Annotated in this window: 27 protein-coding genes; 18 read left to right on the top strand and 9 right to left on the bottom strand. The window is 50.7% G+C overall.

What is annotated here, in order from left to right; genetic code table 11:
- Positions 1 to 8: 8 nt before the first annotated feature.
- Both B5F83_RS06545 and tmk read right to left on the bottom strand, forming a co-directional pair.
- Positions 9 to 1,193, bottom strand: a complete 1,185-nt coding sequence (locus B5F83_RS06545) for a DoxX family protein (RefSeq protein WP_087278904.1) — start codon at positions 1,191 to 1,193, stop codon at positions 9 to 11.
- 3 nt (positions 1,194 to 1,196) lie between these two features.
- Complete coding sequence (gene tmk / locus B5F83_RS06540; RefSeq protein WP_087278907.1) at positions 1,197 to 1,877, bottom strand: dTMP kinase; 681 nt, start codon at positions 1,875 to 1,877, stop codon at positions 1,197 to 1,199.
- Between the two features lie 52 nt (positions 1,878 to 1,929).
- On the opposite strand from tmk, the gene folP reads away from it, so the two are divergent.
- Positions 1,930 to 2,733 (top strand): dihydropteroate synthase, encoded by an 804-nt coding sequence (gene folP / locus B5F83_RS06535; RefSeq protein WP_087278911.1) that lies wholly within the window; start codon positions 1,930 to 1,932, stop codon positions 2,731 to 2,733.
- Positions 2,734 to 2,780: 47 nt separating this feature from the next.
- Positions 2,781 to 4,115 (top strand): adenylosuccinate lyase, encoded by a 1,335-nt coding sequence (purB, locus tag B5F83_RS06530; RefSeq protein ID WP_087278992.1) that lies wholly within the window; start codon positions 2,781 to 2,783, stop codon positions 4,113 to 4,115.
- Between the two features lie 35 nt (positions 4,116 to 4,150).
- On the opposite strand, the gene B5F83_RS06525 is transcribed toward purB, so the two are convergent.
- Positions 4,151 to 4,459: a septum formation initiator family protein gene (locus B5F83_RS06525; RefSeq protein ID WP_087278913.1), complete on the bottom strand. Its 309-nt coding sequence runs from the start codon at positions 4,457 to 4,459 to the stop codon at positions 4,151 to 4,153.
- Between the two features lie 53 nt (positions 4,460 to 4,512).
- On the opposite strand from B5F83_RS06525, the gene B5F83_RS06520 reads away from it, so the two are divergent.
- The 4 genes from B5F83_RS06520 to B5F83_RS06505 are packed head-to-tail and all read left to right on the top strand — an operon-like array spanning position 4,513 to position 7,875.
- The gene (locus B5F83_RS06520) at positions 4,513 to 5,457 is read left to right on the top strand and encodes a sugar phosphate nucleotidyltransferase (protein WP_087278916.1); all 945 of its coding nucleotides are present in this window, start codon (positions 4,513 to 4,515) and stop codon (positions 5,455 to 5,457) included.
- A gap of 52 nt (positions 5,458 to 5,509) precedes the next feature.
- Positions 5,510 to 6,379, top strand: coding sequence for a CPBP family intramembrane glutamic endopeptidase (locus B5F83_RS06515; RefSeq protein ID WP_087278919.1), 870 nt, complete (start codon positions 5,510 to 5,512; stop codon positions 6,377 to 6,379).
- Positions 6,376 to 7,428 carry a class I mannose-6-phosphate isomerase gene (locus tag B5F83_RS06510; protein ID WP_087278922.1) on the top strand — a complete coding sequence of 351 codons (1,053 nt, stop codon included), beginning with the start codon at positions 6,376 to 6,378 and terminating at the stop codon, positions 7,426 to 7,428. Before B5F83_RS06515 ends, B5F83_RS06510 begins: the two co-directional genes overlap by 4 nt.
- A gap of 15 nt (positions 7,429 to 7,443) precedes the next feature.
- The gene (locus tag B5F83_RS06505) at positions 7,444 to 7,875 is read left to right on the top strand and encodes an RNA-binding S4 domain-containing protein (RefSeq protein ID WP_087278925.1); all 432 of its coding nucleotides are present in this window, start codon (positions 7,444 to 7,446) and stop codon (positions 7,873 to 7,875) included.
- Here the strand turns inward: B5F83_RS06505 and pth are convergent.
- The 3 genes from pth to B5F83_RS06490 form a co-directional block, all read right to left on the bottom strand.
- Positions 7,869 to 8,447, bottom strand: a complete 579-nt coding sequence (gene pth, locus B5F83_RS06500; RefSeq protein ID WP_087278995.1) for an aminoacyl-tRNA hydrolase — start codon at positions 8,445 to 8,447, stop codon at positions 7,869 to 7,871. The two genes, B5F83_RS06505 and pth, sit on opposite strands and share 7 nt — an antisense overlap.
- Positions 8,448 to 8,479: 32 nt before the next feature.
- Positions 8,480 to 9,052, bottom strand: coding sequence for a 50S ribosomal protein L25 (locus tag B5F83_RS06495; protein WP_087278928.1), 573 nt, complete (start codon positions 9,050 to 9,052; stop codon positions 8,480 to 8,482).
- Positions 9,053 to 9,156: 104 nt separating this feature from the next.
- On the bottom strand, positions 9,157 to 10,422 hold the full coding sequence (locus tag B5F83_RS06490; protein ID WP_158094174.1) for a clostripain-related cysteine peptidase: 1,266 nt from the start codon (positions 10,420 to 10,422) through the stop codon (positions 9,157 to 9,159).
- Between the two features lie 82 nt (positions 10,423 to 10,504).
- Between B5F83_RS06490 and B5F83_RS06485 the strand changes: the two genes are divergently transcribed.
- The 5 genes from B5F83_RS06485 (at position 10,505) to B5F83_RS06465 (ending at position 13,611) form a co-directional block, all read left to right on the top strand.
- Positions 10,505 to 10,753 (top strand): YtxH domain-containing protein, encoded by a 249-nt coding sequence (locus B5F83_RS06485; protein WP_087278934.1) that lies wholly within the window; start codon positions 10,505 to 10,507, stop codon positions 10,751 to 10,753.
- 3 nt (positions 10,754 to 10,756) lie between these two features.
- Positions 10,757 to 11,107 carry a hypothetical protein gene (locus B5F83_RS06480; protein WP_087278937.1) on the top strand — a complete coding sequence of 117 codons (351 nt, stop codon included), beginning with the start codon at positions 10,757 to 10,759 and terminating at the stop codon, positions 11,105 to 11,107.
- Entirely contained in the window at positions 11,100 to 11,345 is a 246-nt protein-coding gene (locus B5F83_RS06475; RefSeq protein ID WP_087278940.1) for a hypothetical protein, read from the top strand. The genes B5F83_RS06480 and B5F83_RS06475 overlap by 8 nt, the downstream gene beginning before the upstream one ends.
- An 11-nt stretch (positions 11,346 to 11,356) precedes the next feature.
- Positions 11,357 to 13,360 carry a dihydrofolate reductase gene (locus B5F83_RS06470; RefSeq protein WP_087278943.1) on the top strand — a complete coding sequence of 668 codons (2,004 nt, stop codon included), beginning with the start codon at positions 11,357 to 11,359 and terminating at the stop codon, positions 13,358 to 13,360.
- A 77-nt stretch (positions 13,361 to 13,437) separates the two neighbouring features.
- Complete coding sequence (locus B5F83_RS06465; RefSeq protein ID WP_087278945.1) at positions 13,438 to 13,611, top strand: histone H1; 174 nt, start codon at positions 13,438 to 13,440, stop codon at positions 13,609 to 13,611.
- Positions 13,612 to 13,689: 78 nt separating this feature from the next.
- Here the strand turns inward: B5F83_RS06465 and B5F83_RS06460 are convergent, their stop codons facing one another.
- Positions 13,690 to 14,691 (bottom strand): PCMD domain-containing protein, encoded by a 1,002-nt coding sequence (locus B5F83_RS06460; protein ID WP_087278998.1) that lies wholly within the window; start codon positions 14,689 to 14,691, stop codon positions 13,690 to 13,692.
- A gap of 68 nt (positions 14,692 to 14,759) precedes the next feature.
- Between B5F83_RS06460 and B5F83_RS06455 the strand changes: the two genes are divergently transcribed.
- Both B5F83_RS06455 and B5F83_RS06450 read left to right on the top strand, forming a co-directional pair.
- Positions 14,760 to 16,943 carry a M6 family metalloprotease domain-containing protein gene (locus tag B5F83_RS06455; RefSeq protein ID WP_087278948.1) on the top strand — a complete coding sequence of 728 codons (2,184 nt, stop codon included), beginning with the start codon at positions 14,760 to 14,762 and terminating at the stop codon, positions 16,941 to 16,943.
- A 23-nt stretch (positions 16,944 to 16,966) separates the two neighbouring features.
- Positions 16,967 to 17,383, top strand: coding sequence for a hypothetical protein (locus tag B5F83_RS06450; protein ID WP_087278950.1), 417 nt, complete (start codon positions 16,967 to 16,969; stop codon positions 17,381 to 17,383).
- Here B5F83_RS06450 and holA read toward each other — a convergent pair.
- Complete coding sequence (gene holA / locus B5F83_RS06445) at positions 17,376 to 18,416, bottom strand: DNA polymerase III subunit delta (protein WP_158094173.1); 1,041 nt, start codon at positions 18,414 to 18,416, stop codon at positions 17,376 to 17,378. The two genes, B5F83_RS06450 and holA, sit on opposite strands and share 8 nt — an antisense overlap.
- A gap of 81 nt (positions 18,417 to 18,497) precedes the next feature.
- Between holA and B5F83_RS06440 the strand changes: the two genes are divergently transcribed.
- On the top strand, positions 18,498 to 18,926 hold the full coding sequence (locus B5F83_RS06440; protein WP_087279001.1) for a type I restriction enzyme HsdR N-terminal domain-containing protein: 429 nt from the start codon (positions 18,498 to 18,500) through the stop codon (positions 18,924 to 18,926).
- On the top strand, positions 18,923 to 20,347 hold the full coding sequence (locus B5F83_RS06435; protein WP_087278955.1) for an HD domain-containing protein: 1,425 nt from the start codon (positions 18,923 to 18,925) through the stop codon (positions 20,345 to 20,347). The genes B5F83_RS06440 and B5F83_RS06435 overlap by 4 nt, the downstream gene beginning before the upstream one ends.
- Positions 20,348 to 20,376: 29 nt before the next feature.
- On the opposite strand, the gene folE is transcribed toward B5F83_RS06435, so the two are convergent.
- Entirely contained in the window at positions 20,377 to 20,976 is a 600-nt protein-coding gene (gene folE, locus B5F83_RS06430) for a GTP cyclohydrolase I FolE (protein ID WP_087278958.1), read from the bottom strand.
- Positions 20,977 to 21,119: 143 nt separating this feature from the next.
- Between folE and B5F83_RS06425 the strand changes: the two genes are divergently transcribed.
- From B5F83_RS06425 to B5F83_RS06415, 3 genes are all read left to right on the top strand, one after another.
- Positions 21,120 to 21,653 carry a cob(I)yrinic acid a,c-diamide adenosyltransferase gene (locus tag B5F83_RS06425; RefSeq protein WP_087278961.1) on the top strand — a complete coding sequence of 178 codons (534 nt, stop codon included), beginning with the start codon at positions 21,120 to 21,122 and terminating at the stop codon, positions 21,651 to 21,653.
- Positions 21,654 to 21,778: 125 nt separating this feature from the next.
- On the top strand, positions 21,779 to 22,000 hold the full coding sequence (locus tag B5F83_RS06420; protein ID WP_087278964.1) for a DUF2795 domain-containing protein: 222 nt from the start codon (positions 21,779 to 21,781) through the stop codon (positions 21,998 to 22,000).
- Positions 22,001 to 22,230: 230 nt separating this feature from the next.
- Positions 22,231 to 23,589, top strand: a complete 1,359-nt coding sequence (locus B5F83_RS06415) for a tyrosine-type recombinase/integrase (protein ID WP_087278967.1) — start codon at positions 22,231 to 22,233, stop codon at positions 23,587 to 23,589.

Genomic DNA, 23,589 nt, shown 5'->3' with positions numbered 1-23,589 from the left:
GTCAGACATCAGACTATCATCAGGACTATATATGCAAGGGCGACGATACGCATGAACGAATTCCGGCGTATCGTCGCATGCATTAACATCACATCGGGATCTTCCACGGCTATCATGGCCGGGGCCCCGGTTTCCATGAGACGATAAGCCCACTTTCCTACAATCGTAGGATATGAAAGATTGGCCACGTATGTGAATCCACCGTTTGAACGGTTCAAGGTAATCAGGGTCTTGTAATCGCTGTAGCAGACCGGATACCGTATCATTTCCGAAATCCTGCGCCCCTCCTCCTCCGTCGCGGCAAGCGCGACAATCACCGACATGCCGGCGGCCGAAACCGAATCACCGAAAATCTTCACGGTCATCCAGTCGTCCATATCGAATGCGGCAGGGTCATACACGGATATGAGCATCGTCTTTTCATGAGCGAACAAATCGGAGACATATTTTCCTTCTTCATCCCTCAACGGCAGAGGCATGCCGTCATCACCCTGGTCTTCGACCGGGACAGTTACCGTTTCGACATAGGTCCAGGTGGAATCCGGAAGATTGTCGAGGCCGAAAGAACGCCTCTCCCCTCCCTTTTCATAAACGAAACTCATGGCCGACGAGTAATCGGCCTGCCCAGAAACGCCGTCCGATAAGACCGTAGAAGGCTTGTAGTCGGTAAAATCCAGAAACGGACGGTAAAGCAGGGACTGCAACGGAAGGCCTATGACCGGAATGGCAAGCAGGACGAGCCTGTAGACGACATGCCATTTGCGGCAGGTATATTCTATCGAATCCCTTTTGAAAAACGGTGGGAGGCAAATCAGGCCGAGCACTATGTTCTTTATGAAAGTCTGCAAATGGGTAAGGTGCACGGCCTCCCCGAAACAGCCGCAATCCATTGGAGGATTGAAGATTGCGAGAAAAAGTGTCAGCAGCATGTAGAATGCCATCATCACCAGAGCGGCGACTGCGGTGAAGCGCATCTTGAAACGTATCACCAACAATCCGCCCAGAATGAATTCTACGGCGGAAACCGCTATGCCGGCGGCGACTGCAATCCCCCGGAGAAAACCCAGATGAAGGAATCTGAAATATTCCTCCATTATGAATCCCGTCCCTATGGGGTCCAAAAGCTTGAAAAAGCCGGATACGATAAAGGCCAGTCCGGCAACATACGAACACAGAATTGAAAACCTTCTCATGGCCTACCCGTTTTTTCTTGAAAGGACTGAAAGTATTTTGCCGAAAATGACATCCGGCGGCAGCATCCTTCCGGAAGAATCCGAACAATCGACCCTTATGAAAGTATCGTCCGCCCCGCACTGCTCCAGATAGATTTTCCTGACCCTTCTCTGAAAATCGATATCGGCCTCGTGGATATCCCTCTTGCCGGCCAGATATTCGCGGTCGCTCCCCTTTCGCGAAGCCCCCAATTTTTCCGACACGAAATCGACCGGGACATCGAGGAAAATGTTCACGTCCGGAACGGGAATCCCGAAATGACGGTACTCCGTATCGAAAATCCAGTCCCTCAGCTCATCCCGTTCCGCCTTGTCTTCCAATTTCGCACACTGGAAGGCTATATTGGAATATACGTAACGGTCCAGCAGAACCGTCCTGCCAGCCGCAAGGGCCTCCCTTATCGACGGGGCGGCAGCATTCCTGTCCTCGGCGAACAGAAGGGCCACCAACCGCGGATGCACCCTGTCTATCGAACCAAGCTCGCCTCTGAGGAAACGGGCCAGAAGGTCTCCGTACAAAGGGGTATCGAAACGGGGGAAATGTATATATTCGAGAGCACGTCCCGACCGGGCTATGTATTCCTTCAATTTCCTTACCTGTGTGGATTTTCCCGAACCGTCGAGACCTTCGATAACTATCAACATATCTTAAAAAATTATATTTTTGTACGATTATGATTACGCAAAATTAAAAATAATGGCAAGAAATATCAAGATAATGGGCATCATAAATGTCACCTGGGATTCGTATTTTCCTGAAAGCAGATGCCCAGATGCGGCCTCGGCCGTAGAAAGAGCGGGAAAACTGGTTTCCCAGGGAGCCGACATACTGGACATCGGGGGATGCTCCACAAGGCCCGGCGCCAAAAGCGTGGACGAAAAGACCGAATGGGAAAGACTGTACCCGGCAATCACCGCCATACGGAAAGAATTTCCGTCGGTACCCCTGTCGATAGACACTTTCCGCTCGGGGATAGTCGTGAAAACCTATGACTGCATAGGCAAGCACATCGTCAATGACATATCCGCCGGGACAGCCGACCCGGAAATGCTCGGCACCGCAGGCCGTCTCGGACTTACATACGTGGCCATGCACATGAGGGGGACTCCCGAAACGATGGCCGGGCAGTGCGACTACGGGGACGTTACCGAAGATATAGCCGCTTACTTCAGAGAACTCCTTCCGAAAATCGAGGCGGCAGGAATCAAAGAATGCATAGTGGACCCGGGATTCGGATTCGCGAAGACCATAGACCAGAATTACAGCCTTCTCCACGGCATAGACAGGATAAAAGAGGCCACCGGGAAACAGGTCCTCGTAGGAATATCCCGGAAAAGCATGATATACAGATTATTCGGTATCTCCCCGGAAGAAGCCCTGCCCGCGACCCAAGCCCTGCACCTCGAAGCTCTGATCAGAGGAGCAGACATATTGAGGGTACACGATGTGGCGGAAGCGGTACAATGCAGGACTATATATGGAAAACTTTACGGACGATGAGAATTTTTTAGTAATTTAGCGCCCTGCAAATACCTTATTTAATAATGATGACACTTAATCCATTGACGGCCGTCTCCCCGATAGACGGAAGATATGCCGGAAAAACCGCACCGCTCAGAGAGTACTTCAGCGAATTCGCCCTCATCAGGAACCGCGTAAAAGTGGAAATCGAATATTTCATATCCCTGACCAAGTTCGGGCTAAGCCAGCTCGAAGGGATGGAAAACGCCGAAGAACTGAGAAAGGCATATACCGGCTTCACGATAGAAGATGCCGGAAGAATCAAGGAGATAGAGAAGACGACAAACCATGACGTCAAGGCTGTCGAATATTTTATCAAGGAAAAATTCAGGGAGGCCGGACTGGAAAGATATTCTGAATTCGTACATTTCGGGCTGACTTCCCAGGACATAAACAACACGGCCACACCGCTGTCCGTCAAGGAAGCGCTGCACGATATCATTTATCCGAAGATGGACGAAATCATAAGGGAGCTACAGGAAAGGGCCGATGAATGGAAGGACATCCCGATGCTTGCAAGGACACACGGGCAACCGGCGTCCCCGACACGGCTCGGAAAGGAAATCGAGGTTTTCGTGGCAAGGCTCAGGGAACAAAAGTCACAGCTTGAATCGATTCCGGTACCGGCAAAATTCGGAGGGGCCACCGGAAACATGAACGCGCACAAGGTTGCGTTTCCGGACAGGGACTGGAAGACATTCGCCGACAGCTTCGTGGCGGGGCTCGGGCTGAAACGCTCCTGTCCTACGACCCAAATCGAGCACTACGACAATCTTGCGGCCATTTTCGATGCCTTCAGGAGATTCAACACAATCCTCATAGACCTTTGCCGGGATATCTGGACTTATATCTCCATGGAATATTTCAGACAGCGTGTCATAAAGGGGGAAGTGGGTTCTTCGGCCATGCCGCACAAAGTGAATCCGATAGACTTCGAAAACGCGGAAGGCAATCTCGGAATGGCCGACGCAATATTCACCCACCTGTCCATGAAACTGCCTGTTTCACGGTTGCAGCGCGACCTTACCGACTCTACGGTGCTGAGGAACATAGGCGTACCTTTCGGCCATTCGCTCATAGCCTTCGAATCCATACTGAAAGGTCTCGGCAAACTGCTGCTGAACAGGGAGGCGATAGACCGCGACCTGGAAAACAACTGGGCCGTCGTGGCCGAAGCCATCCAGACCGTTCTGCGCCGCGAGGCATACCCGAATCCTTACGAAGCCTTGAAAGCGTTGACGAGGACTGGCGGCCACATATCGCAGGAAAGCATAGCGGCATTCATAGATTCGCTCGATGTGGATGACAGGGTCAAGGAAGAGCTGCACGCAATAACCCCGATGAACTATACGGGCATCTGAGGATTCCGGTAAAACCCGATTCCGGAAGTCCGCCTTCACTCCGGCATGCAGACGAAAACGTCCTCGCCGGGTTCATGAAAATAGAAATCCTCCCGGGCGAAAGTCTCAAGAGTATCGAGGTCGGAGCCGAGCGCTTCAAGCCGGCGGCCGGCCTCCTTTATGTTTTTGCGGTATTCCGAGATGATTTCCTCCTGACGGGAGATTTCAAATCTGGTGTTTATCCAACGGATGACATTGTTTTCCGAAAAGAAAAAAACGGACAGGACGAAAACGGCCGTCACCGCATAATATTTCGTGCGGTCCGACCCCCAAAGCCACTTCCATTTTTCAAGTAATTTTCTCATAATAATGCAAATTTAATTATTTTTGCGTAATCATTGAATAAAAGAAGAAAAATATGAGACCCACATTACTTGTATTGGCGGCAGGAATGGGCAGCCGGTACGGAGGACTGAAACAGATGGACCCTATCGGCCCCGCCGGGGAGACCATCATCGACTATTCGGTTTACGATGCTGTAAAAGCCGGTTTCGGCAAAGTCGTCTATATCGTAAGGGAATCTTTCAGGGACGAATTCGAAAGGGAAGTACGCCGGAAATATGCCGGTGCGAGGACTCCTGACGGAGAAAAAGTGGAATTCGGCTTCGTCACACAGGAACTCGGCAAAATTCCGGACGGCTTCACGTTCAACAGCGAAAGGGTAAAGCCATGGGGTACTGCACATGCCGTGCTTATGGCAAAAGACACCATAGACACTCCGTTTGCGGTAATCAACGGCGACGACTATTATGGAAAAGAATCATTCAAAATATTGGGGGACTGGCTCCGCTCGCCGGAATGCGGAAAAGACAGATATTCCATGGTAGGGTTCAGGCTGGCCAACACGCTCTCGCCTTCGGGAGGAGTATCAAGAGGAATCTGCCGGACCGACACCGAAGGCTTCCTGAGCGGTGTCGTTGAAAACCACGAGCTGTCGAGGAAGAGCGACGGAAACATTACAGGACATCCGACCGGAGAAGAAGACAGGGCATATCCCGATTCGACATTGGTGTCGATGAACATGTGGGGCTTCACTCCGGATTATTTCGAAGAAAGCGAAGAAATGTTCAGGGACTTCCTGAAGGAAAAGGGCGGCGAGCTGAAATCGGAATTCTACATACCTACGGTAATCGACAGGCTCATCCACAGCGGAAAAGCGACCTGCAAGGTACTGGAAACCCCGTGCGAATGGTTCGGGGTCACATTCAAGGAAGACAGGCCGATGGCTGTCGCCAAATTCAAGGAGTTGACGGACAAAGGGCTCTACCCTTCCCCGCTTTTCAACGCCAGTGCTTCCGAATAACAGCCAGTACTACTTCCGAATAACAGATTGAAAACATAATATCCTTAAAGAAATGTTCAAGAAACTTTCATATTACCTGCCCGGACTGGGACAAAGCTGGATACTCGTACTGCTTCTGCTTGCGGGCAATCTCGTAAGCTCCGCCGTCACATTCGCCCTGTCGGCCCTTTTCACGCCGATTATCCCACCGGAACAGTTCATAAACGACTATTTTTCACCTGTTGCATACCTGATAATGATGCTGTTCCCTATCCTCTATGCCATAAACATGGGAAAGAAGTCCATGCTGAAGAACAGCATACATTCTTCGAGGAACATTCCGATAGACAACAACTCTTTCGGAAAGGCAGGCTGGGTGCTGTCCGCACTTCTCGTTGCATTGATGATTGTATGCTCATCGATGGTCATCGATCCGATAAACAGCATCATGCCGGAACCGTGGGACTGGGTGAAACAGTCCCTGGACGCCCTTATCAACGGGCCTAAGGCCACTGCAATAATCAGCGTGGCAATCCTTGCCCCGTTGCTCGAAGAACTGCTTTGCAGGGGAATCATACTGAGGGGCCTGCTGAAACACACATCCGTGTTCATGGCCATTTTCTGGTCGTCGCTTATTTTCGCGGTAATCCATCTCAACCCGTTCCAGGCCATACCGGCATTCCTGATAGGCATACTGATGGGATGGGTCTACTACAAGACAGGCTCATTGAAACTGACTATCCTCATGCATTTTACCAACAATTTCCTTTCCCTGCTCATATCCTGGAATTTCCCGATGCTTTCGGCTTCGGACACGTTCAGGAACCTGATACCGGGGAACGTCTACTGGTATGTCATCGGCGGCTGCGCATTAGTGCTCGTACTTTGCATCATTGCCCTGGCAAACAGTTGGAAAGGAATGAGCGTAATTAAAAGAAGATGAAACTTTATCCATTAAAATTCGGTCCCGTTCCAGTAGAACGGGAATGGGGAGGCACAGCATTATTCGACAAACTCGGGAAGACCTTCAAGGTAAAGGACGAGGACGGGAATGAATGCATGCTTTCACCGGAAACTCCCGTAGGGGAAAGTTACGAGGTGGCCGACCTCGGGGAATGCGGGGAAAGCATTGCGGCAAACGGCTTCCTTGCGGGAAATACGCTGGAAGAGATTACGGAGACCTATATGGAAGACCTTATCGGGGACAATCCGAGCCAGTATTTCGGGACACAGTTCCCCCTCCTCGTAAAGACCGTGGATATCCAAGGAAGCCTGCCGGTACATGTACACCCGGACGACCGCACGGCATTCGAAAGATACGATGCCCTCGGAAAAAAAGAGTTCTGGTACATAATGGAAGCGGACCGGGATGCCGCCATATACATAGGCTTCAACAGGGATCTGAGCGCGACCGAGCTTTTCGACAGATGCCTTGACGGCACCATCAAGGAAAGCATGCACAGGATAAGGCCCGAAAAAGGCGACATGATAGAGATACCTGCCGGAATGGCCCATTGCGCCGAAGGGAAAATACTCGCAGGAATCATAGAGGAGCCGTCCCTCATAGCCTTCAATCTGTATGACGGGAAAGGGACCGCCGAAGAAAGGATAGCCCATATCGGAGAGTCCATGGATTTCATCCGGCTCGAACGGACCAACCCGGCCGACTGCATCTCCCGGAAGGAAGGCATCGTAAGCGACTCTGACGAATCTACCATAGAATGCATCAGGCTTGCACCGGAAGGAACAAGGAGCACCGGCCTCGAAGAGGAAGACAGCGTATCGGTATTCCTGTGCACGGAAGGCGATGCCGGATTCACCATGGAACCGTACAGCGATTCAGCCACATGCAGGGTGAAGAAGGGGGAAGCCGTCGTAATACCGGCCGCCGCGACAGCCCTCACGATAAAGGCCGGGAAACAGGGCTGCACCCTTATCTCGGCAAAACTCCGCGAAAGGGAGGAGCATGACAGCTACACTGAACAAGGATAAAAACGTTTGGGACAAATGGCGGAAGTAAGGATAGACAAATACCTTTGGGCCATCAGGGTCTACAAGACGAGGGCGGATGCCACCGATGCCTGCAAAGGCAACAAGGTACATATAAACGGCGGGGATGCGAAACCCTCCAAATCAGTAAAACCGGGAGATGTAATAACCGTCAGGAAAAATGAAGTCACATTCACCTTCCGGGTGATAAATACGATAGAAAAGAGAATAGGGGCGAAACTTGTCCCCGAGTACGCCGAAAACATCACGCCACAGGAGGAACTTGAAAAACTCCGCCGCCCGATCGAGACTTTTTTCCTGAAAAGGGAACGCGGCACAGGACGTCCGACGAAAAAGGAAAGAAGGGAAATGGACGACCTCTGGGACAGGTATTTCTTCGACTCGGAAGATGTCTACGGTGAAGAAGACGATGAGGAAGAAGACTATTGAGGCTCCTTCCTTTTGGAATTGAAAAGGGACATGGCCCTGTCAGGACCGATTGTTATAAAGGCCTTTACGGCTTCGATGGAACGCCCGAGCAACTCGGGCAGTTCTTTTTTCTCCATTTCGTCCAGCTCTCCGAGGACGAAATCCACCTGGCCGCCACGGCCGAAATCATGGCCGATTCCCATCCTCAGACGCGCATATTCGGTAGTGCCTATCAGCTGATTGATGTTTTCCAGCCCGTTATGTCCCCCCGAGCTGCCGTTCTTGCGCATCCGGATCGTACCGTAAGGAAGATTCAGGTCATCGGAAATCACGAGAAGGTTCGAAACCGGGACTTTCAGGCGGTCGAGCCAATACCTTACGGCCTTTCCGCTGAGGTTCATGTAAGTGGAAGGTTTCAGCAAAGTAACCGAATTGCCGTTCAGCCTCAGCTGGGCGACTGCCCCGTACCTTTCGGATGAAAAAGAAATGTTGGACGCCTGAGCCCAGGCATCCAACACCATAAAACCCATATTATGACGGGTATTCGCATATTCGCCGCCAATATTGCCAAGACCTGTGACAAGATAATTCATTCCCATGGCAAATCAGGACGATAGGCCCGCCGTTATTCAGCAGCAGCTGCGGCTGCTGCCGCCCTGGTCATTCTGACAGAACAGATAATGGTAGCCTTAGGAGACACAATCTGTATATTGTCATAATGGAGGTCGCCGGCAACAATCTGCTTGCCTATATTAAGTTCTGTAACATCCACGTCGAGCCTGTCAGGAAGATCCTTGATCATGCCGCTGACTTTAAGCTTCCTTGAAGATACCATGAGCTTACCGCCCTGACGTACTCCGATGGAGTTTCCGGTAATCGAAAGAGGAACGTTTATGACAACCGGCCTGTCTTCCCTGATGGCAAGGAAATCCACATGCAAAGGCATGTCGGTCACAGGATGGAACTGTATCGCATGCAATACCGCAAGCTGTTTCTTCCCATCGATGTCGAGTTCGATGATATAGGAATTAGGAGTGTTTATAAGCTGCTCAAGGTCTTTCAGTGTCACTGTGAACATCGTGTTCTCCACACCGTTTCCATAATAAACGCATGGGACGAGTTTTGACCTGCGCAAAGCCTTCACGTCCGATTTCTTGCCGATAGTACGGCCTGTACCTTTTAATGTAACCTGTTTCATGTAATTAAAAATTTAAAAATGTGTTACTCAGCCCGTTTCCACGGGCCCCATTGCACCAAAAAGCCCGACGGCTTTTTATGGGGCTGCAAATATAGCGATTTTTTTTATTCCGCAATCATCCTGGTTGCAATATTCCAGTCGAGACCGCGGTAATATTCGTCAAGATACGGTTCCTCGGGCTTCTGGATATAAGTACTGAGCCCGCTGAAATCGGTTATTTCGAAACTGATGAAACGCTCCGTATTTTCCTTGAAAATCACTGCACGGTCCATTGCCGAGCGGAAATCCGCCATCAAGGTCGCGGACGGCTCCAGATTTTCCACGAAATCGCCCAAATCATAGAACCAGTGCTTGTTCATCCTGAAATAAGGCTGAATCGCCCCAAGGTCCAGATCCGGCACCTTGTACCTGTTCTCCTCGTATATCGCCCTGCATGCCGAAGCCAGGCCGTCAAGGCGCGAGCAATCCACCACCGAAACCGTCGCATAAGGGGCGTTGCTATCGGCATAATAATGGAAATACAAATCCGCCACTTCCTTCAGCGCCGACTCGGTGGAATATTTGAAAAGCGGCTCCATGATGTGGGTGTAAGGAAAACCGTTCGCGAGCACTTCGGTCGGGGAAGCGAGAAAATAATCCGTCACTCCGCGGAACTGGTAGGCGACTTCGACACAGCCCATAAGACAGCTGTCGAAAATAAGGAAGTCAAGATGCATCGGGATTGCCGCCGCAAGGTCTATGATGTCTATCTCCTCACCGGTATATTTGTCATTGCCGAAACTCGATGGGGAAATACCCGGCCCGGCCATCTTTACTATGGCATTCCCGTAAACGTCCATGTGGTTCATCGGCGATGTCGGGGCGTCGGCCGGATTGGCATAGCCAGACGGGGCCCCGTTCTCATAATAGCCCTCAGGCAGCCAGCCTGTAGAATGCGACCACAGGATGAGACCGTAATTGTCCGAAGGATAGGACTCCTTCACGTATGAAAGCACACTGCCCACACATTCCGCCGTAGAGGAAGACTCTACATCGAATGTCCTGACAACGGTTTCGACAGGATTGCCCTTGCGGTCCCTTGAAAGCTCCACGAGTCTCGGGGAATCGTCTACGGTATGGAAAAACACGAGCAGGCGCTCACCGGAACCCTGGGCCGGAAGATAGCCTTCCAGCATGGCCACATAGTTCGTATCGGCATAGGACACGCCGAATTCGGCATCGTCATAATTCGAAAGGTTGTTATTCGCTGAAATATATACGACTACCACGCGCCCCGACCCCTTGTAAGGAGGATAGGGAGACTCTTCCTCGCAGGAAAAGACAAGCAGGGAAGACAGCACGGCGGCCATGAATATGAAAAAGTTCCTCATAATCCATTTATTTGGGAGCAAATATAGTATTTTTCCGGCTAAAATGTTATCTTTGCTTTCATCATCATAAAAAATTATCGTCATGGACAAGAACCCGATATTCGCATTTCTCGCCGGTGCCGCAGCAGGCGCCGTCGTGGCGCTGCTCTTCGCACCGGACAAAGGCAGCGAAACACGCGCAAAGATAAGCCGGAAGGCCGAAGAAGGGCTTGAAGCCGCCAAGGCGTTGAAGGAAAGCCTGAAAGAAAGCGGCAACGAGCTCAAGGAAGACGTAAGGGAGCGCATCCTCGAAAGGCTGGACGCCCTGGAAAGGACCCTCGAAAAGATGTAAGGCATGGAAGATTTCACAAAACCTGCCGAAGACCTGTCAAAGGAAGCGGCAGAATATGCGGAACTTAGACTGCAAAAGATAAAGCTCAGGACGGTGAAGGACCTGTCTACCGTCCTGGGAAGGTTTTTCGGCATGCTTGTCCTTCTCATAACCGTAATGACGGCAGTAATTACAGCCGCATTCGGCTGCATACTCGTCATCGGAGAGGAAATCGGAAGCTACGCCGCCGGAGCCTTCATCGTCGCCGGCATATTCTGCATCGCCGCAGCGGTGCTTTTCGCTTTCAGGAAGAAACTTTTCAGGAATACGTTCGTGAGATTATTCATCAAACTGTTTTACGACAACAATGAATAGATACGCCGACATAAAGAACTACGATGAGCTGACGGCTTCCATCGGCAATTTGAAGGATGAGATAGAGCGGAAGGAGAAGAAGCTCGGGGAACAGTACGGAAAGGCCAAGGATTTCTACTCCCCGTCCAACCTTGCATATCTGGCAGTCCGCAGTATAATGTCATCGGTGGACTGGGCGGCACTCGCCCTCAAGGCAGTCAGAAAGCTGAAAGCGGCTATAGAGGACAAACGTGAATAAAAACATAAAACATGAATTTTAAAAAATTGCTTGTGTACACATTGGGACTATCCGCCATGCTGACAGGATGCGATGGCGGGCGGAAAACAGCGGAAGACGGCTTCCGCTATACCGTGGACGAATTCGCGGACATTAAGATAATGAGATACAGGATACCTGGATGGGATTCCCTCACATTCCGCCAGAAAAGCCTCCTCTACCATCTCGGGGAAGCCGCGAAATACGGAAGAGACATCCTTTGGGATCAGAACTGCAAGTACAACCTCGAAATCAGGCATCTGCTCGAAGCCATAATCGAAGACTATCAGGGAGACAGGGAGACGGAAGAATGGAAAAAATTCGAGACCTATGCCAAGAGGGTGTTCTTCAGCAACGGCATACACCACCATTATGCCGAAGACAAGATTGTCCCGGAATGCGGAAGGGAGTATTTTTCCATGCTGGTTGCGGAAGCCGGGAATACGGACAACGGTGAAAAACTCCTTAATATTATATATGACCCCGAAATCTACGCGCAAAGGAAATACACGGACGGGGACAAGGACATACTCTCCGCCTCAGCGGTCAACTTCTATGAGGACGTGACACGCAGGGAAGCCGAAAGGTTCTACTCCGCCATGGAGAACCCCGATGACCCGGCCCCTGTTTCCTACGGTCTGAACAGCCGGCTCGTCAGGGAAGACGGGAAAATAAAGGAAGACACCTACCGGATAGGAGGTCTGTACGGTAAAGCGATAGAAAAGATAGTGGAAGAGCTTGAGCTTGCATCCGGATTTGCAGAAAACGAAATGCAGAAAGAATGCATAGACCTGCTCATCAGCTATTACCGTACCGGAGACCTCAGGACGTGGGACGAATACAATATCGCCTGGGTAAGGGACACTCTTTCGGAAATAGACTTCGTGAACGGCTTCGTAGAGACCTACAACGACCCTCTCGGAATGAAGGGCACGTGGGAATCCATAGTGAACATCCGGGATGCGGAAGCGTCCAAAAGGACCGAGACCATAAGCGAAAACGCACAGTGGTTCGAAGACAATTCGCCAGTGGACCCCAGATTCAAGAAAAAGGAGGTCAAGGGGATATCGGCAAAGGTCATAGACGCGACAACCCTCGGAGGCGACTGCTTCCCGTCCACCCCGATAGGAATAAACCTCCCGAATGCGGACTGGATAAGGAAAGAGCACGGCTCCAAATCGGTGACGATAGCCAACATCACGCACGCATACAACAAATCGGCTGAAGAAGCGCCGAAAAGCACCACTTCCGAATTCGCTTGGGACGAGGACGAAGTCGCCTTAATCAAAAAATACTCATCATATACCGATGAATTGCACACCGACCTCCACGAATGCCTCGGGCACGGTTCAGGGCAGCTTCTTCCTGGAGTGTCTTCCAATGCGCTCGGGGAATACGCCTCCGCCCTCGAAGAGGCAAGGGCCGACCTTTTCGCCCTTTATTACATGGGAGACGATAAGATGGTAGAACTCGGGCTGCTTCCCGACATGGAAGCGTACAAGGCACAGTACCTGACATATATCAGGAACGGGATTTGCGTACAGTTCTCAAGGGTGGAACCGGGAAGGCCGAATACCGAGGCACACATGCAGAACAGGAAACTCATTTCCGAATGGTGCTACGAAAAGGGGCTTGCGGACAATGTCATCGAGAAAAGGACAAGGGACGGCAAGACATATTTCATCATTAACGACTATGTGAAACTCCGCGGACTTTTCGGGGAATTGCTTGCCGAGATACAGAGAATCAAATCTGAAGGCGACTATGAAGCGGGGAAAGCTCTGATAGAGCGCTATGCCATACACATAGATCCGGCTCTGCACAAGGAAGTCAGGGAAAGGTACGCCTCCCTCGGGCTCAAACCTTACGGGGGATTCGTGAATCCTGAAATAGTACCTGTCATCGAAAACGGGGAAACCATCGATTACAGGGTCGAATATACCGATGATTTTCTCGGACAGATGCTCGAATACGGCAAAAAATACCGTACTCTTTGATATTTAATGATTTTTTTTGCTATTTTTGTAGACAATTGCTATTTAACCATATTGTATAACACATTAACTTTAATTTCATGAAAGAGCTTGTAAATCAAATCAAGGCTGAAATCGATGCTTTCATCGCTAATGCCGACGCACAGGTTGAAAAAGGGAACAAGGCAGCCGGCACAAGGGCACGCAAAGCAGCCCTCAACATCAGCAAATTGATGAAAGATTTCAGAAAAGCATCCGTTGAAGCTTCGAAGTAAATTGACCATCCACTAAAGAGGAGGCCCTGCCATCACCGGCAAGGCCTCTTCTTTTTGCCCTGAATCCTGAAAGCCTTCTCAGAAGACAAGTTTCACATTGTCAATCCAGAATTTGTTGCCGATTCCGCCGCTGAAGGCAACCCCGTAACTCGACGAGAAACGGATTATGAGGAAGTTCGGTTCGGTGCCAGGTTCCGCCCAGCCCACTTCATGGACAGGCACGGACTTGCCTTTGCTGTTGAGTGTGTAATTGGAAACCTCTTCCTTGATAAGGCCCATATAAGGCTCGTAACCGGGGTCGGATGTAATGTCGCCGTATTTCACAGGCACGGTATGTCCGTTCTGCCACTCGGTCACGCTTTCGGTAATCCGTTCGTAGGCCGTCCCTACCCTTTTGGCATACACGTTGCCTTCCTCATCCTCCCATCTGTACTGGAGCATCATTACTATGTCTGCATAATCGGCATATCCCAACGGTTTCTTTTTGGAAAATCCCGTGGCCTTGACTGCCTCATTCCCTACTATGGCCTTATAATCCAGTTGAAGGGCAGAGGGCCTTGAAGTAAAAGGGAAGCCGAAAAGGAGCTTTCCCTGGGGATTGCTCGTATTGCGTATCGGTTCGGGAAGCCTTCCGAGAAAAATCGAGCCCTGCACGGTCACCTCCATGTTAAGCAGTCCGAAGACCTTCAGTTCTTCGAAATAGGTTTCCAGACGGGCGCAATAGCCGTCCCCCCTCCTTTCGGGAAACACGCTCGTGCTTGTCTTCACCACTCCCACGACATCGGCATAGACGTTGGAGGTCCTCCACACACAGCCGTCCGGATTCATATATGCCTGCCGTCCCGAAATGGTATCGTTTGCAAGGGAAGGTTCATACAGATACGCCGTATCGCCTCCGATGATCGCCGATTCTTCCATCACCCTCAAAGTCCAGAAATCGAATTTTCCCGCCTTCTCTATGTCTTCTACCAGCTTTCTGTCATTATCTTTGACGGGATTCACTTCATTCTGGGCAAAAAGCGGCAAACTGAAAGCCGCCATGACCGCAACGAATAATTTTTCCGCAAACTGTTTAATCATAATTATTATTATATTTGCCAATCGAATTTTTAAAATTAACCGTCAAAAATAAGAAAATTTTTACGGATATGATAAAACGTTTGAAAATCCTATTCTTCGTCCTCTTGTCCGGATTAGGTACGTTGCATGCCGGCGCCTCGCCTGTAAGAAGCGGCAGCACAACGATAACGCAACCGGACGGAAAGTGCGTGACAGTGCGTTTTACAGGCGATGAATTTTACAAGATAACGACGACCGAGGACGGTGCGGCGGTGACACTTTGTGCGGACGGCTACCTGAGATATGTGATTTATGAAAACGGGAAAAGGACGGTGACGGAATACGCTGTTGGCGGGGAAAATACCCCGAAGGAGATAGTCGCCGCAGCCCGGAATATCCCATACGCGCAATTGCAGGAAAACGCGAGAAGCAAGAGGAGGGCATACTACGATGCCGTCAGCATCTACGAAAGGAGAAGGGCGGACATGACCCCGCGTGCGGGAACTGCCGGCCGCGGCATGGTCAAGGCGGCGGTCATCCTTGTCGAGTTCCCCGACCTGGCGTTTACGGAAGGGGACAAGGACCGTTTCAATTCGCTGCTGAACTCGGAAGGATATTCGGAAAACGGGGCTGACGGTTCCGCGAAGGACTACTTCAAGGCACAGTTCGGAGAGCTGGCGGATTTCCAGTTCGATGTCTACGGCCCGTACACTGCCAAAAACGGATATGCCTACTATGGCGGGAACGATGACTCGGGGAACGACAAAGCGCCCGCGGAACTTGTGGCGGAAGCCTGCGAGGGACTGGATGCGGAAGTCGACTTCAGCCAGTATGACAGCGACGGAGACGGAGTCTGCGATTTCGTTTTCATGTTCTTCGCCGGGAATGACGAGGCCCAGAATCCTGCCCTGTATCCGGACAATATCTGGTCCCATGCATACGTTGTGGACTACTACAATCCGGAGCTGTACCTTGACGGGGTGAGGATTTCGAGATATGCCTGCACATCTGAGCTGATGGTAGCGGGGAACGGGTCGAGATTCACGGCCATAGGGACGTTCTGCCATGAGTTCAGCCACATTCTCGGACTGTCGGACGCCTACGATACAAGCTACAACTACGACGGAATGGCCACGGCCGATGCCCTGTGGGGCTCCACTTCCATCATGGATTCGGGGTCATACAACAACAACGGAAACACCCCTCCGAATTACAATGCTTTCGAAAGGGAAATGCTCGAAATAGCTTCTCCAAGGGAATTGTCCACCGGGGAACAGAGCCTTGCCCCTGTCAACGTTTCAAATGAATTCATCAGGATAGAAAGCGATACGGAAAACGAATACTTCATAGTGGAATGCAGGAAAAAAGAGGGCTGGGATGCCTACATACCGGCCTCCGGAATGCTGGTCTACCATATCGACAAATCGGAAAACGATGCCGGGACTTCATACAATTACGGACGGCCGGTCACCGCCAGCGAAAGATGGCTTTACAATGAAGTGAACAGTTATCCTCTGCACCAGTGCGCCGACCTCATAGAGGCATCGTACCCGGCAGACAAGAATAACCCTGCGGACATTTTCTTCCCCGGGCCGATGGCCATAACGCACTGTTCTTCCGAAACGCATGAAGACTATGTGTGCTGGAGCGGAGAAAGAGTCGGATACCAGCTGTACGGCATACGCATGTCGGAAGACAACGTAGTCTTCCAGCTGCTCGATGCGGACGCGCTCGACCTCCCGACCATAACGAAACACAGCATAACGGTAGCCGGCTGCAATGTAATGCTGTCATGGGAGACGGACAAGACCGATGAAGAGGCCGTCGCCTTCGTAAACCTCTCGTACAAGGACGGGGATACCGTATCCGAGCAGGAGGCCGAGGGGAACACGGTTTCTTACATGGACCTGACCGTGGACACCGAATACACCGTGACCATCTGGTACGACAAGAACGGAATCGAAGGCGAGAAGTACTCCATTGATTTTACTACTTTCGAGCAGAACAGCGATTTTCCTTATATTTTCATAAACAGGAGCGCCCTCGTAATGGGCAATACGATAAAACTGGAACTCATAAACCTCGAAAGCAGCGACTGCAAAATCGACTGGTATCTCGGCGACTACATAATAACGGTCCCGGACAAATTCGTGATAGCATTCGAAGGCAACCGGGAACTGAGTGCCATCATCACCTATCCTGACGGAAGGAAGGAACGGGTGGCCACGACCATACATGTTCCTGAAGCGGAAGAAGAAAACGACAAAAAATAAAAACAACAAATATTTTAATAATTATGAAGAAAATCATTATAATTTTCAGTCTGCTCGTCTCCGGACTCGTTTTGTTTTCATGCCAGAAAGACCTGAAAATGACGGAGACACAGAAAGCATTCACCGAAATGGCTTCACCCGGCCTTGTTTCATCGGGAAATTACGTAATCGAATTCGTGGCCGACAGCTGCCAGATTTCATCGACTACCGACGGCAGATACAGGATAATGACCGATACGCAGTCGCAATATGTCGAGGCGGTAATCGAAGGCGGCATCGGGAAGGTCGGCGCGACCCGGAAGGTGGCCCTCAAATGGTTCAAGGACGGAAAAATGAACGAGGAGGAGCTCGACATGGTTGTCAGCCTCAACTCTGGGGACACTTACTGGCTCTGGAACGAGGAAAATTCGAAGGGGGTAATCCTCAGGAAACTCATATAGCGAGGAGTCTGGAAACCAGTTCCATCAAAAGTTCTCCGGACGAAGCCTCACCGGCATCTCCACCCTTGCTTTTGTAGTCATACTCCTCGATTTCGGCTATCGCCGCCATGCATTTCCTTACGGGGAAAGACTTGGCGGCAATATCGTATTCCTGTAGGAAATAAGGATTTATGCCTATCTCCCTTGCCCTGTCCTGGGCGGAGGCCTGCGGGTTCCTTTTAAGCAGGGCTTCGTATTTCAGGATTCTGTAAAAATGCAGGAAAAGCGCGTTCACTGCCGCCGGAAGTGCGAAATTGGGAGAGTTCCCGAGATATGCGGCGATATGGAACGCCTTTGCCGAATCCCTGTATGAAAGGGCCTTGGTAAGTTCGAAAACACTGAACTGGCGGGTAATCCCTACATTCTGCTCGATGTCCTCGACCCGTATCTCCTTCCTGCCTTCTTCGAGGCTTTTTATGATTTTATCACCTTCCACGGCAATTTTGCTCAGTTCCGCTCCCGAATATTCGGCAAGAAGGGCTGCCGCCGGTGGCTGGATGCTGAAACCCTCGGAGGAAAAATAGGATGAAATCCACCTCGGCAGTTCATACTCCCTGACCGGCTGGGACTCCAGAACGACACCTTTTTTCAGTATCTCCTTATATAAAGAGGTGCGCTTGTCCATGCTCTTGCCCATGTAACAGAGCACCAGCACCGTGGTATCGAGGGGGGAAGCCACATATGAAAGGAGGTCGTCGAGTTTCTTTACGGACTGGGCCTCCCTCACGGCCACCAACTGCCGTTCGGCCATCATCGGATAGCGCGAGGCCGCGTTCGCTATGTCGGCCCCGGTAACGTCCGCCCCGTAGAAAACGGTCAGATTGAAGTCCTCTTCCGTTTCCGTCAGGACATTGTCCATCAGCATGCCGTATATTTTATCGATATAATACTGCTCCTCTCCCATCAACAGATATACCGGGGCGAAATGCCCGGCCCTGATGTCGGACGAGACCGAATTGAAGACGTTTTCCGTATTGCCTGTACCCTTTGCCATAAACCAATTTTTAACTTCGATTGCAATAAACCCCGTAAAGTTAAGAAAATTTGTACCTTTGTGAGCCAAAATCCATAGGATATGGAGGATATTTTCGATCCGTTGAGGAAAAAATTCGTCAGACTGACCCCGGAGGAGCAGGTAAGGCAGTGGTTCATAGGCGTGCTCCATAAAACGGCAGGTGTCCCGCTCACCCACATGATGAGCGAAGTGCAGCTGCATATCGGAGGAAAATCGTTGAGGGCCGATATCATAGTGTATGACAGAAAATTGAGGGAAGTCTGCATAGTCGAATGCAAGGAGCCTTCGGTAAGGCTCGACGGGGATGTCCTGGAACAGGCGCTCAGATATGACATGGCCGTCGGAGTCCCTTACATCTGCATCACCAACGGGAAGAAAACGTTCTTTTTCAAACGGGCATCGGGAGAAGGGGCGCCATACGGTTATATGGACAGGCTGCCGGCATACGAGGAGATGGTTGCGGCAGCAGGACAGAAAGGGATTATATGACAACGATAGGTTCAGGATATCTTGACAATCCGGTTTTCGGGATTGTTTCGGAATGCGCCGCAAAACTCGGCGTAAGGAGTTTCGTCATCGGAGGCTATGTCAGGGATTCGTTCCTTCACATACCCTGCAAGGATATAGACATAGTGGTGGAAGGCAGCGGCATCGAACTGGCCGAAGCCGTAGGGGCCGCCGTGCATTCGAAAATCTCGGTTTTCAAGAATTTCGGGACGGCAATGGTACGTTATAAAGACATAGAGCTCGAATTCGTAGGGGCCAGAAAGGAGTCGTACCACCGTGAATCGAGGAAGCCGATAGTGGAGAACGGGACACTCGAAGACGACCAGCTGAGGAGGGATTTCACCATAAACGCCATGGCTTTCAGCCTGTGCAGGGACAATTTCGGAGAACTGATAGATCCCTTCGGGGGCATCAGGGACCTTGCCGGCGGCATAATCCGCACCCCCCTCGATCCCGACACCACTTACAGCGACGACCCTCTGCGCATGATAAGGGCCATACGTTTCGCCACGAGGTTCGGTTTTACGATAGTGCCCGAATCCCTCGAATCCATAAAGAAGAACAAGGACAGGCTGGACATACTTTCCAGGGAGAGGATAGCCGAAGAACTGCACAAGATACTTTCCTGCGAGAGCCCGTCCAAGGGATTCCTCCTTTTGGACGAAACGGAACTGCTCGAAAAGATACTTCCGGAACTGACACGGCTCAAGAAAGTCGAGAACATAGACGGACACGGTCACAAGGACAACTTCCGGCATACATTGGAAGTCGTGGACAATATCTGCCGCAACAACCCGGACTCGGGCCTGTGGCTGAGATGGGCCGGCCTGTTGCACGACGTGGGTAAGGCCGTCACGAAACGGTACGACCCGAAAATCGGCTGGACATTCCACGCCCATGACACCGTAGGGGCCAAGATGGTGCCGGGGATATTCAAGAACCTGCACATGCCCCTGAACGAGAAGATGAAATATGTCCAGAAACTCGTAGCGCTCCATCTGAGGCCGATAGCCCTTGTCACCGACGAGGTTACGGATTCGGCCGTCAGGAGGCTTCTTTTCGATGCCGGGGACGACATAGACGACCTTATGGAACTCTGCGAGGCAGACATAACGTCCAAGAACCCGCGGAAGGTCAAGATGTTGAAAAACAATTTCGCCCTGGTAAGGGAAAAACTCGCCGAAGTCGAAGCAAAGGATGCCATCCGCAATTTCAAGAACCCGGTTACCGGGGAAATCATAATGACCACATACGGCATAGCCCCCGGTCCCGAAATCGGAGAGATAAAGGAGCACGTCAAGAATGCGATTCTCGACGGAACCATCGAAAACGACAAGGAAGCCGCCTTACGGCTGATGAGGGAATATGTCGCCTCCCATTACGGCTGGCCGGAACAGGCCTGACAGCGCAGAGTTGCCGGGGGCAGAGGGAATCAATCCAGCTTCTGGCCTATAAGGTGCATGAATTCCTCCCTCGTGCGGGGGTCCTTGAGGAAGGCTCCTGAAAAGGCCGAGGTTGTTGTAAGCGAGTGTTCCTTCTGTACTCCCCTGAGCCTCATGCAGGTATGGGCGGCCTCTATTACGACTGCCGTCCCGAGGGGCTTGAGCGTGGAATCTATGCATTCAAGTATCTGGGTAGTAAGCCTTTCCTGGACCTGGAGACGACGGGCATAACATTCGACCACGCGGGCAATCTTGCTGAGACCGGTTATCCTGCCGTTCGGGATGTATGCCACATGGGCCTTGCCTATGAAGGGAAGCATGTGGTGTTCGCAGGTAGAATAGAGCTCGATATCCTTTACCAGAACCATCTGGCTGTATTTTTCTTCAAACAAGGCCCCCATGAGGATTTCACGTCCGTCCTGGAGATATCCGTTCGTCAGGAACTGTATGGCCTTCGCGACCCTTTCGGGGGTTTTCAGCAGGCCCTCACGGGAAGGGTCCTCCCCTATCAGTTCGAGGATGGCCTTATAATGTTCCGCCAGTTTTGCGGTCGTTTCTTCGTCGTAGCTTTCTATTTTCCTGTATGCCATTGTCTTGAATTATTTGGCCCTTTATTTTCATTTTCCAAAGAGCCGCAAAATTAATTAAATTTTCATAAACACTTTTTCATATTAATGTTTATTTTTGGCGGTTGGATTGAATTTTTGCACAGAATTGGAAAACGGACGAAAATATGAAGATTTATACTAAAACCGGAGATGAGGGGAAAACGTCCCTCGTCGGCGGAAAAAGGGTTCCGAAAAACCATCCGCGGGTGATGGCTTACGGCGATATCGACGAGCTTATTTCATGGATCGGGCTTCTGCGCGCCGGGCTGCCGGAACATGATTATGAACTGCGGCGGATACAATGCGCGCTGATGAACGGTTCGGCACATATAGCGGCCGAGGATTCGTCGAAACCGCTGCCGGCTTTCCCGGAAGAGGATATCGCCTGGATCGAAGGGCAGATTGACAAAATGACACAGACGATTCCTGAACAGAAGGCCTTCGTGCTTCCTTCGGGACCGAGGGAGGCGGCCCTGTGCCACGTCGCCAGAACTGTCTGCCGCAGGTGCGAGAGGTCTTCCATCGCCATCGGAGGACAGCAGGGAGAGGATGTCCGGAAAACGGTAAAATATATTAACAGGTTGTCGGATTATCTTTTCACATTGGCACGATATGTGACAAATGCCAAGGGCTTGGTTGAAGATTTCTGGCTGCCATAAAAATTGTAAAAAATCAGGCATTGGCGACCGGGGTCTGAAAAAAGTTTTTATCTTTGCGCCCCGACTGGAACAATGGAAACCGGAGGGACAGTCAAAGAAAGTTTAACGATTTAACTGACAGAACGATGTATTGGACACTTGAGCTTGCTTACAGATTGGAAGATGCGCCTTGGCCAGCAACCAAAGAGGAACTGATCGATTACGCCACCAGATCCGGAGCTCCGCTCGAAGTAATCGAGAATCTTGAAGACCTGGATGATGACGGCGAGATTTACGAAAGCATAGAAGACATTTGGCCGGACTACCCTACCAAAGAAGATTTCTTCTTCAACGAGGAGGAATATTAGTGCAATTTTAAGCGCAAAAACTACTATTAAATCCCTGTCAATCAATAAGATTGGCGGGATTTAATTTATTTGGACAACAGTGTTTGACCGCCTCAAATGGCGTGGTTTATTTGGACAAAATACGTTTTTCGGAGGAAAAATCGGGATTTGTTTGGACAAAATTCATTACCTTTACAGAGGTTTGTGAGTATTACCGCAACCTCTGTTTTTTAATTTCAAACATCTCCAGTATGGGACGACCGAAACGACTATATCCATTGGGACGCTATCGCCTGCATATCCGGGGTGAGATCGATCCAGCCAAACAGTATCTTGTCCAGCTTGAATACACCAGGAACCGGCAGGTGATACGCAAGGGCATGAACATCTTTGTCCGGCTGGGCGACTGGAATGAGAAAGCCAACAAGGGACGCGGAGGTGTGAGGGCGAGTTATGGTCCGGAGGCCAACCGGATCAACAGTCTGCTGCTTGCCCGTGCGGACAAGATCGACGGACTGCTGGCCGAATATCAGGAAAAACATCCCAATCAGATTACGGCTCAGGTGATCGCCGACTTTCTGGCAGACAAACCGCTCACACGGGAGGACAAAGGGAAGGATTTTATCGAGTTTGTTTTGGAAAGGCTCGAATCTGACTATTCCCGGAACAGAATCGGACGCAGCCGCTATGAGAACGGCAAGAGCGGCATGAATATCTTCCGTATCTTTCTCCGTGCAACAAAGAACGGTACCTACAAGCCGGACAGTATCTATTTAGGTGAAATATCGGTTGAACTGATTGACGAATACATCAGGTGGCGGCGTGAGATAAAACAGAACAGCGATGCAACGATCAACCATGCCTTGACTCCGATTCTGAAGGCATGTGCCTATGCTTCCGAAATGAAGATGATAGACCATGCCGTCAATGCGAGGATTCAGGATATGCGTATCGCCTCAAAGATATCTCTTGCAGACGAAGACAATGAGTTTGACGGCAAGTATCTTTCAAAAGAACAGATGTCTGCGTTGTTGGAATATTACCATGCCTGCACCGAACCGCGCCGTAAGGAGTTTTTGGAAATGTTCTTCTTTGCCTTCCATGCCTGTGGACTCCGTGTTGTCGATGTGATGACATTGCAGTGGGGGCATGTAAATTTTGAGAAGAAGGAACTGAGAAAAATTATGATCAAGACGAACAAGCGCCATGTAATTCCTCTTACGGAACCTGCCCTGAATATTCTGCATCGTTGGCAGGAGAAACGTGCCGGATGCCGGTATGTATTCAACTTGGTAAAGGATGATCTGGATCTTGATGATGCAGAAGCTCTGTACAAAGCCCGTAACAATGCGACGAAATGTATCAATCAGTCGCTGGCGGTTGTCGGAGAACAGATAGGGCTTCCGTTTACCCTCTCAATGCATGTGGCCCGGCATTCGTTTGCGGTCTTTGCTCTGAACAAGGGACTTTCCATGTCGGTTGTCAGTCGTTTGCTCGGTCATGGAAGTACGGATGTCACCGAAAAGGTATATGCCAAATTCCTGCCCGAAACGCTGTCGGCGGAAGTGGCACGTCTGAAAGAGGATTTTGCTTCTCTCGAAATTGTCTGA

This window comes from Muribaculum sp. An289 (genome assembly GCF_002159555.1).
Taxonomy (GTDB): Bacteria; Bacteroidota; Bacteroidia; order Bacteroidales; family UBA932; genus Merdivivens; species Merdivivens faecigallinarum.
Note: the sequence above shows the minus strand (reverse complement) of the source record. Positions and strands in the feature narration are given on the sequence as shown.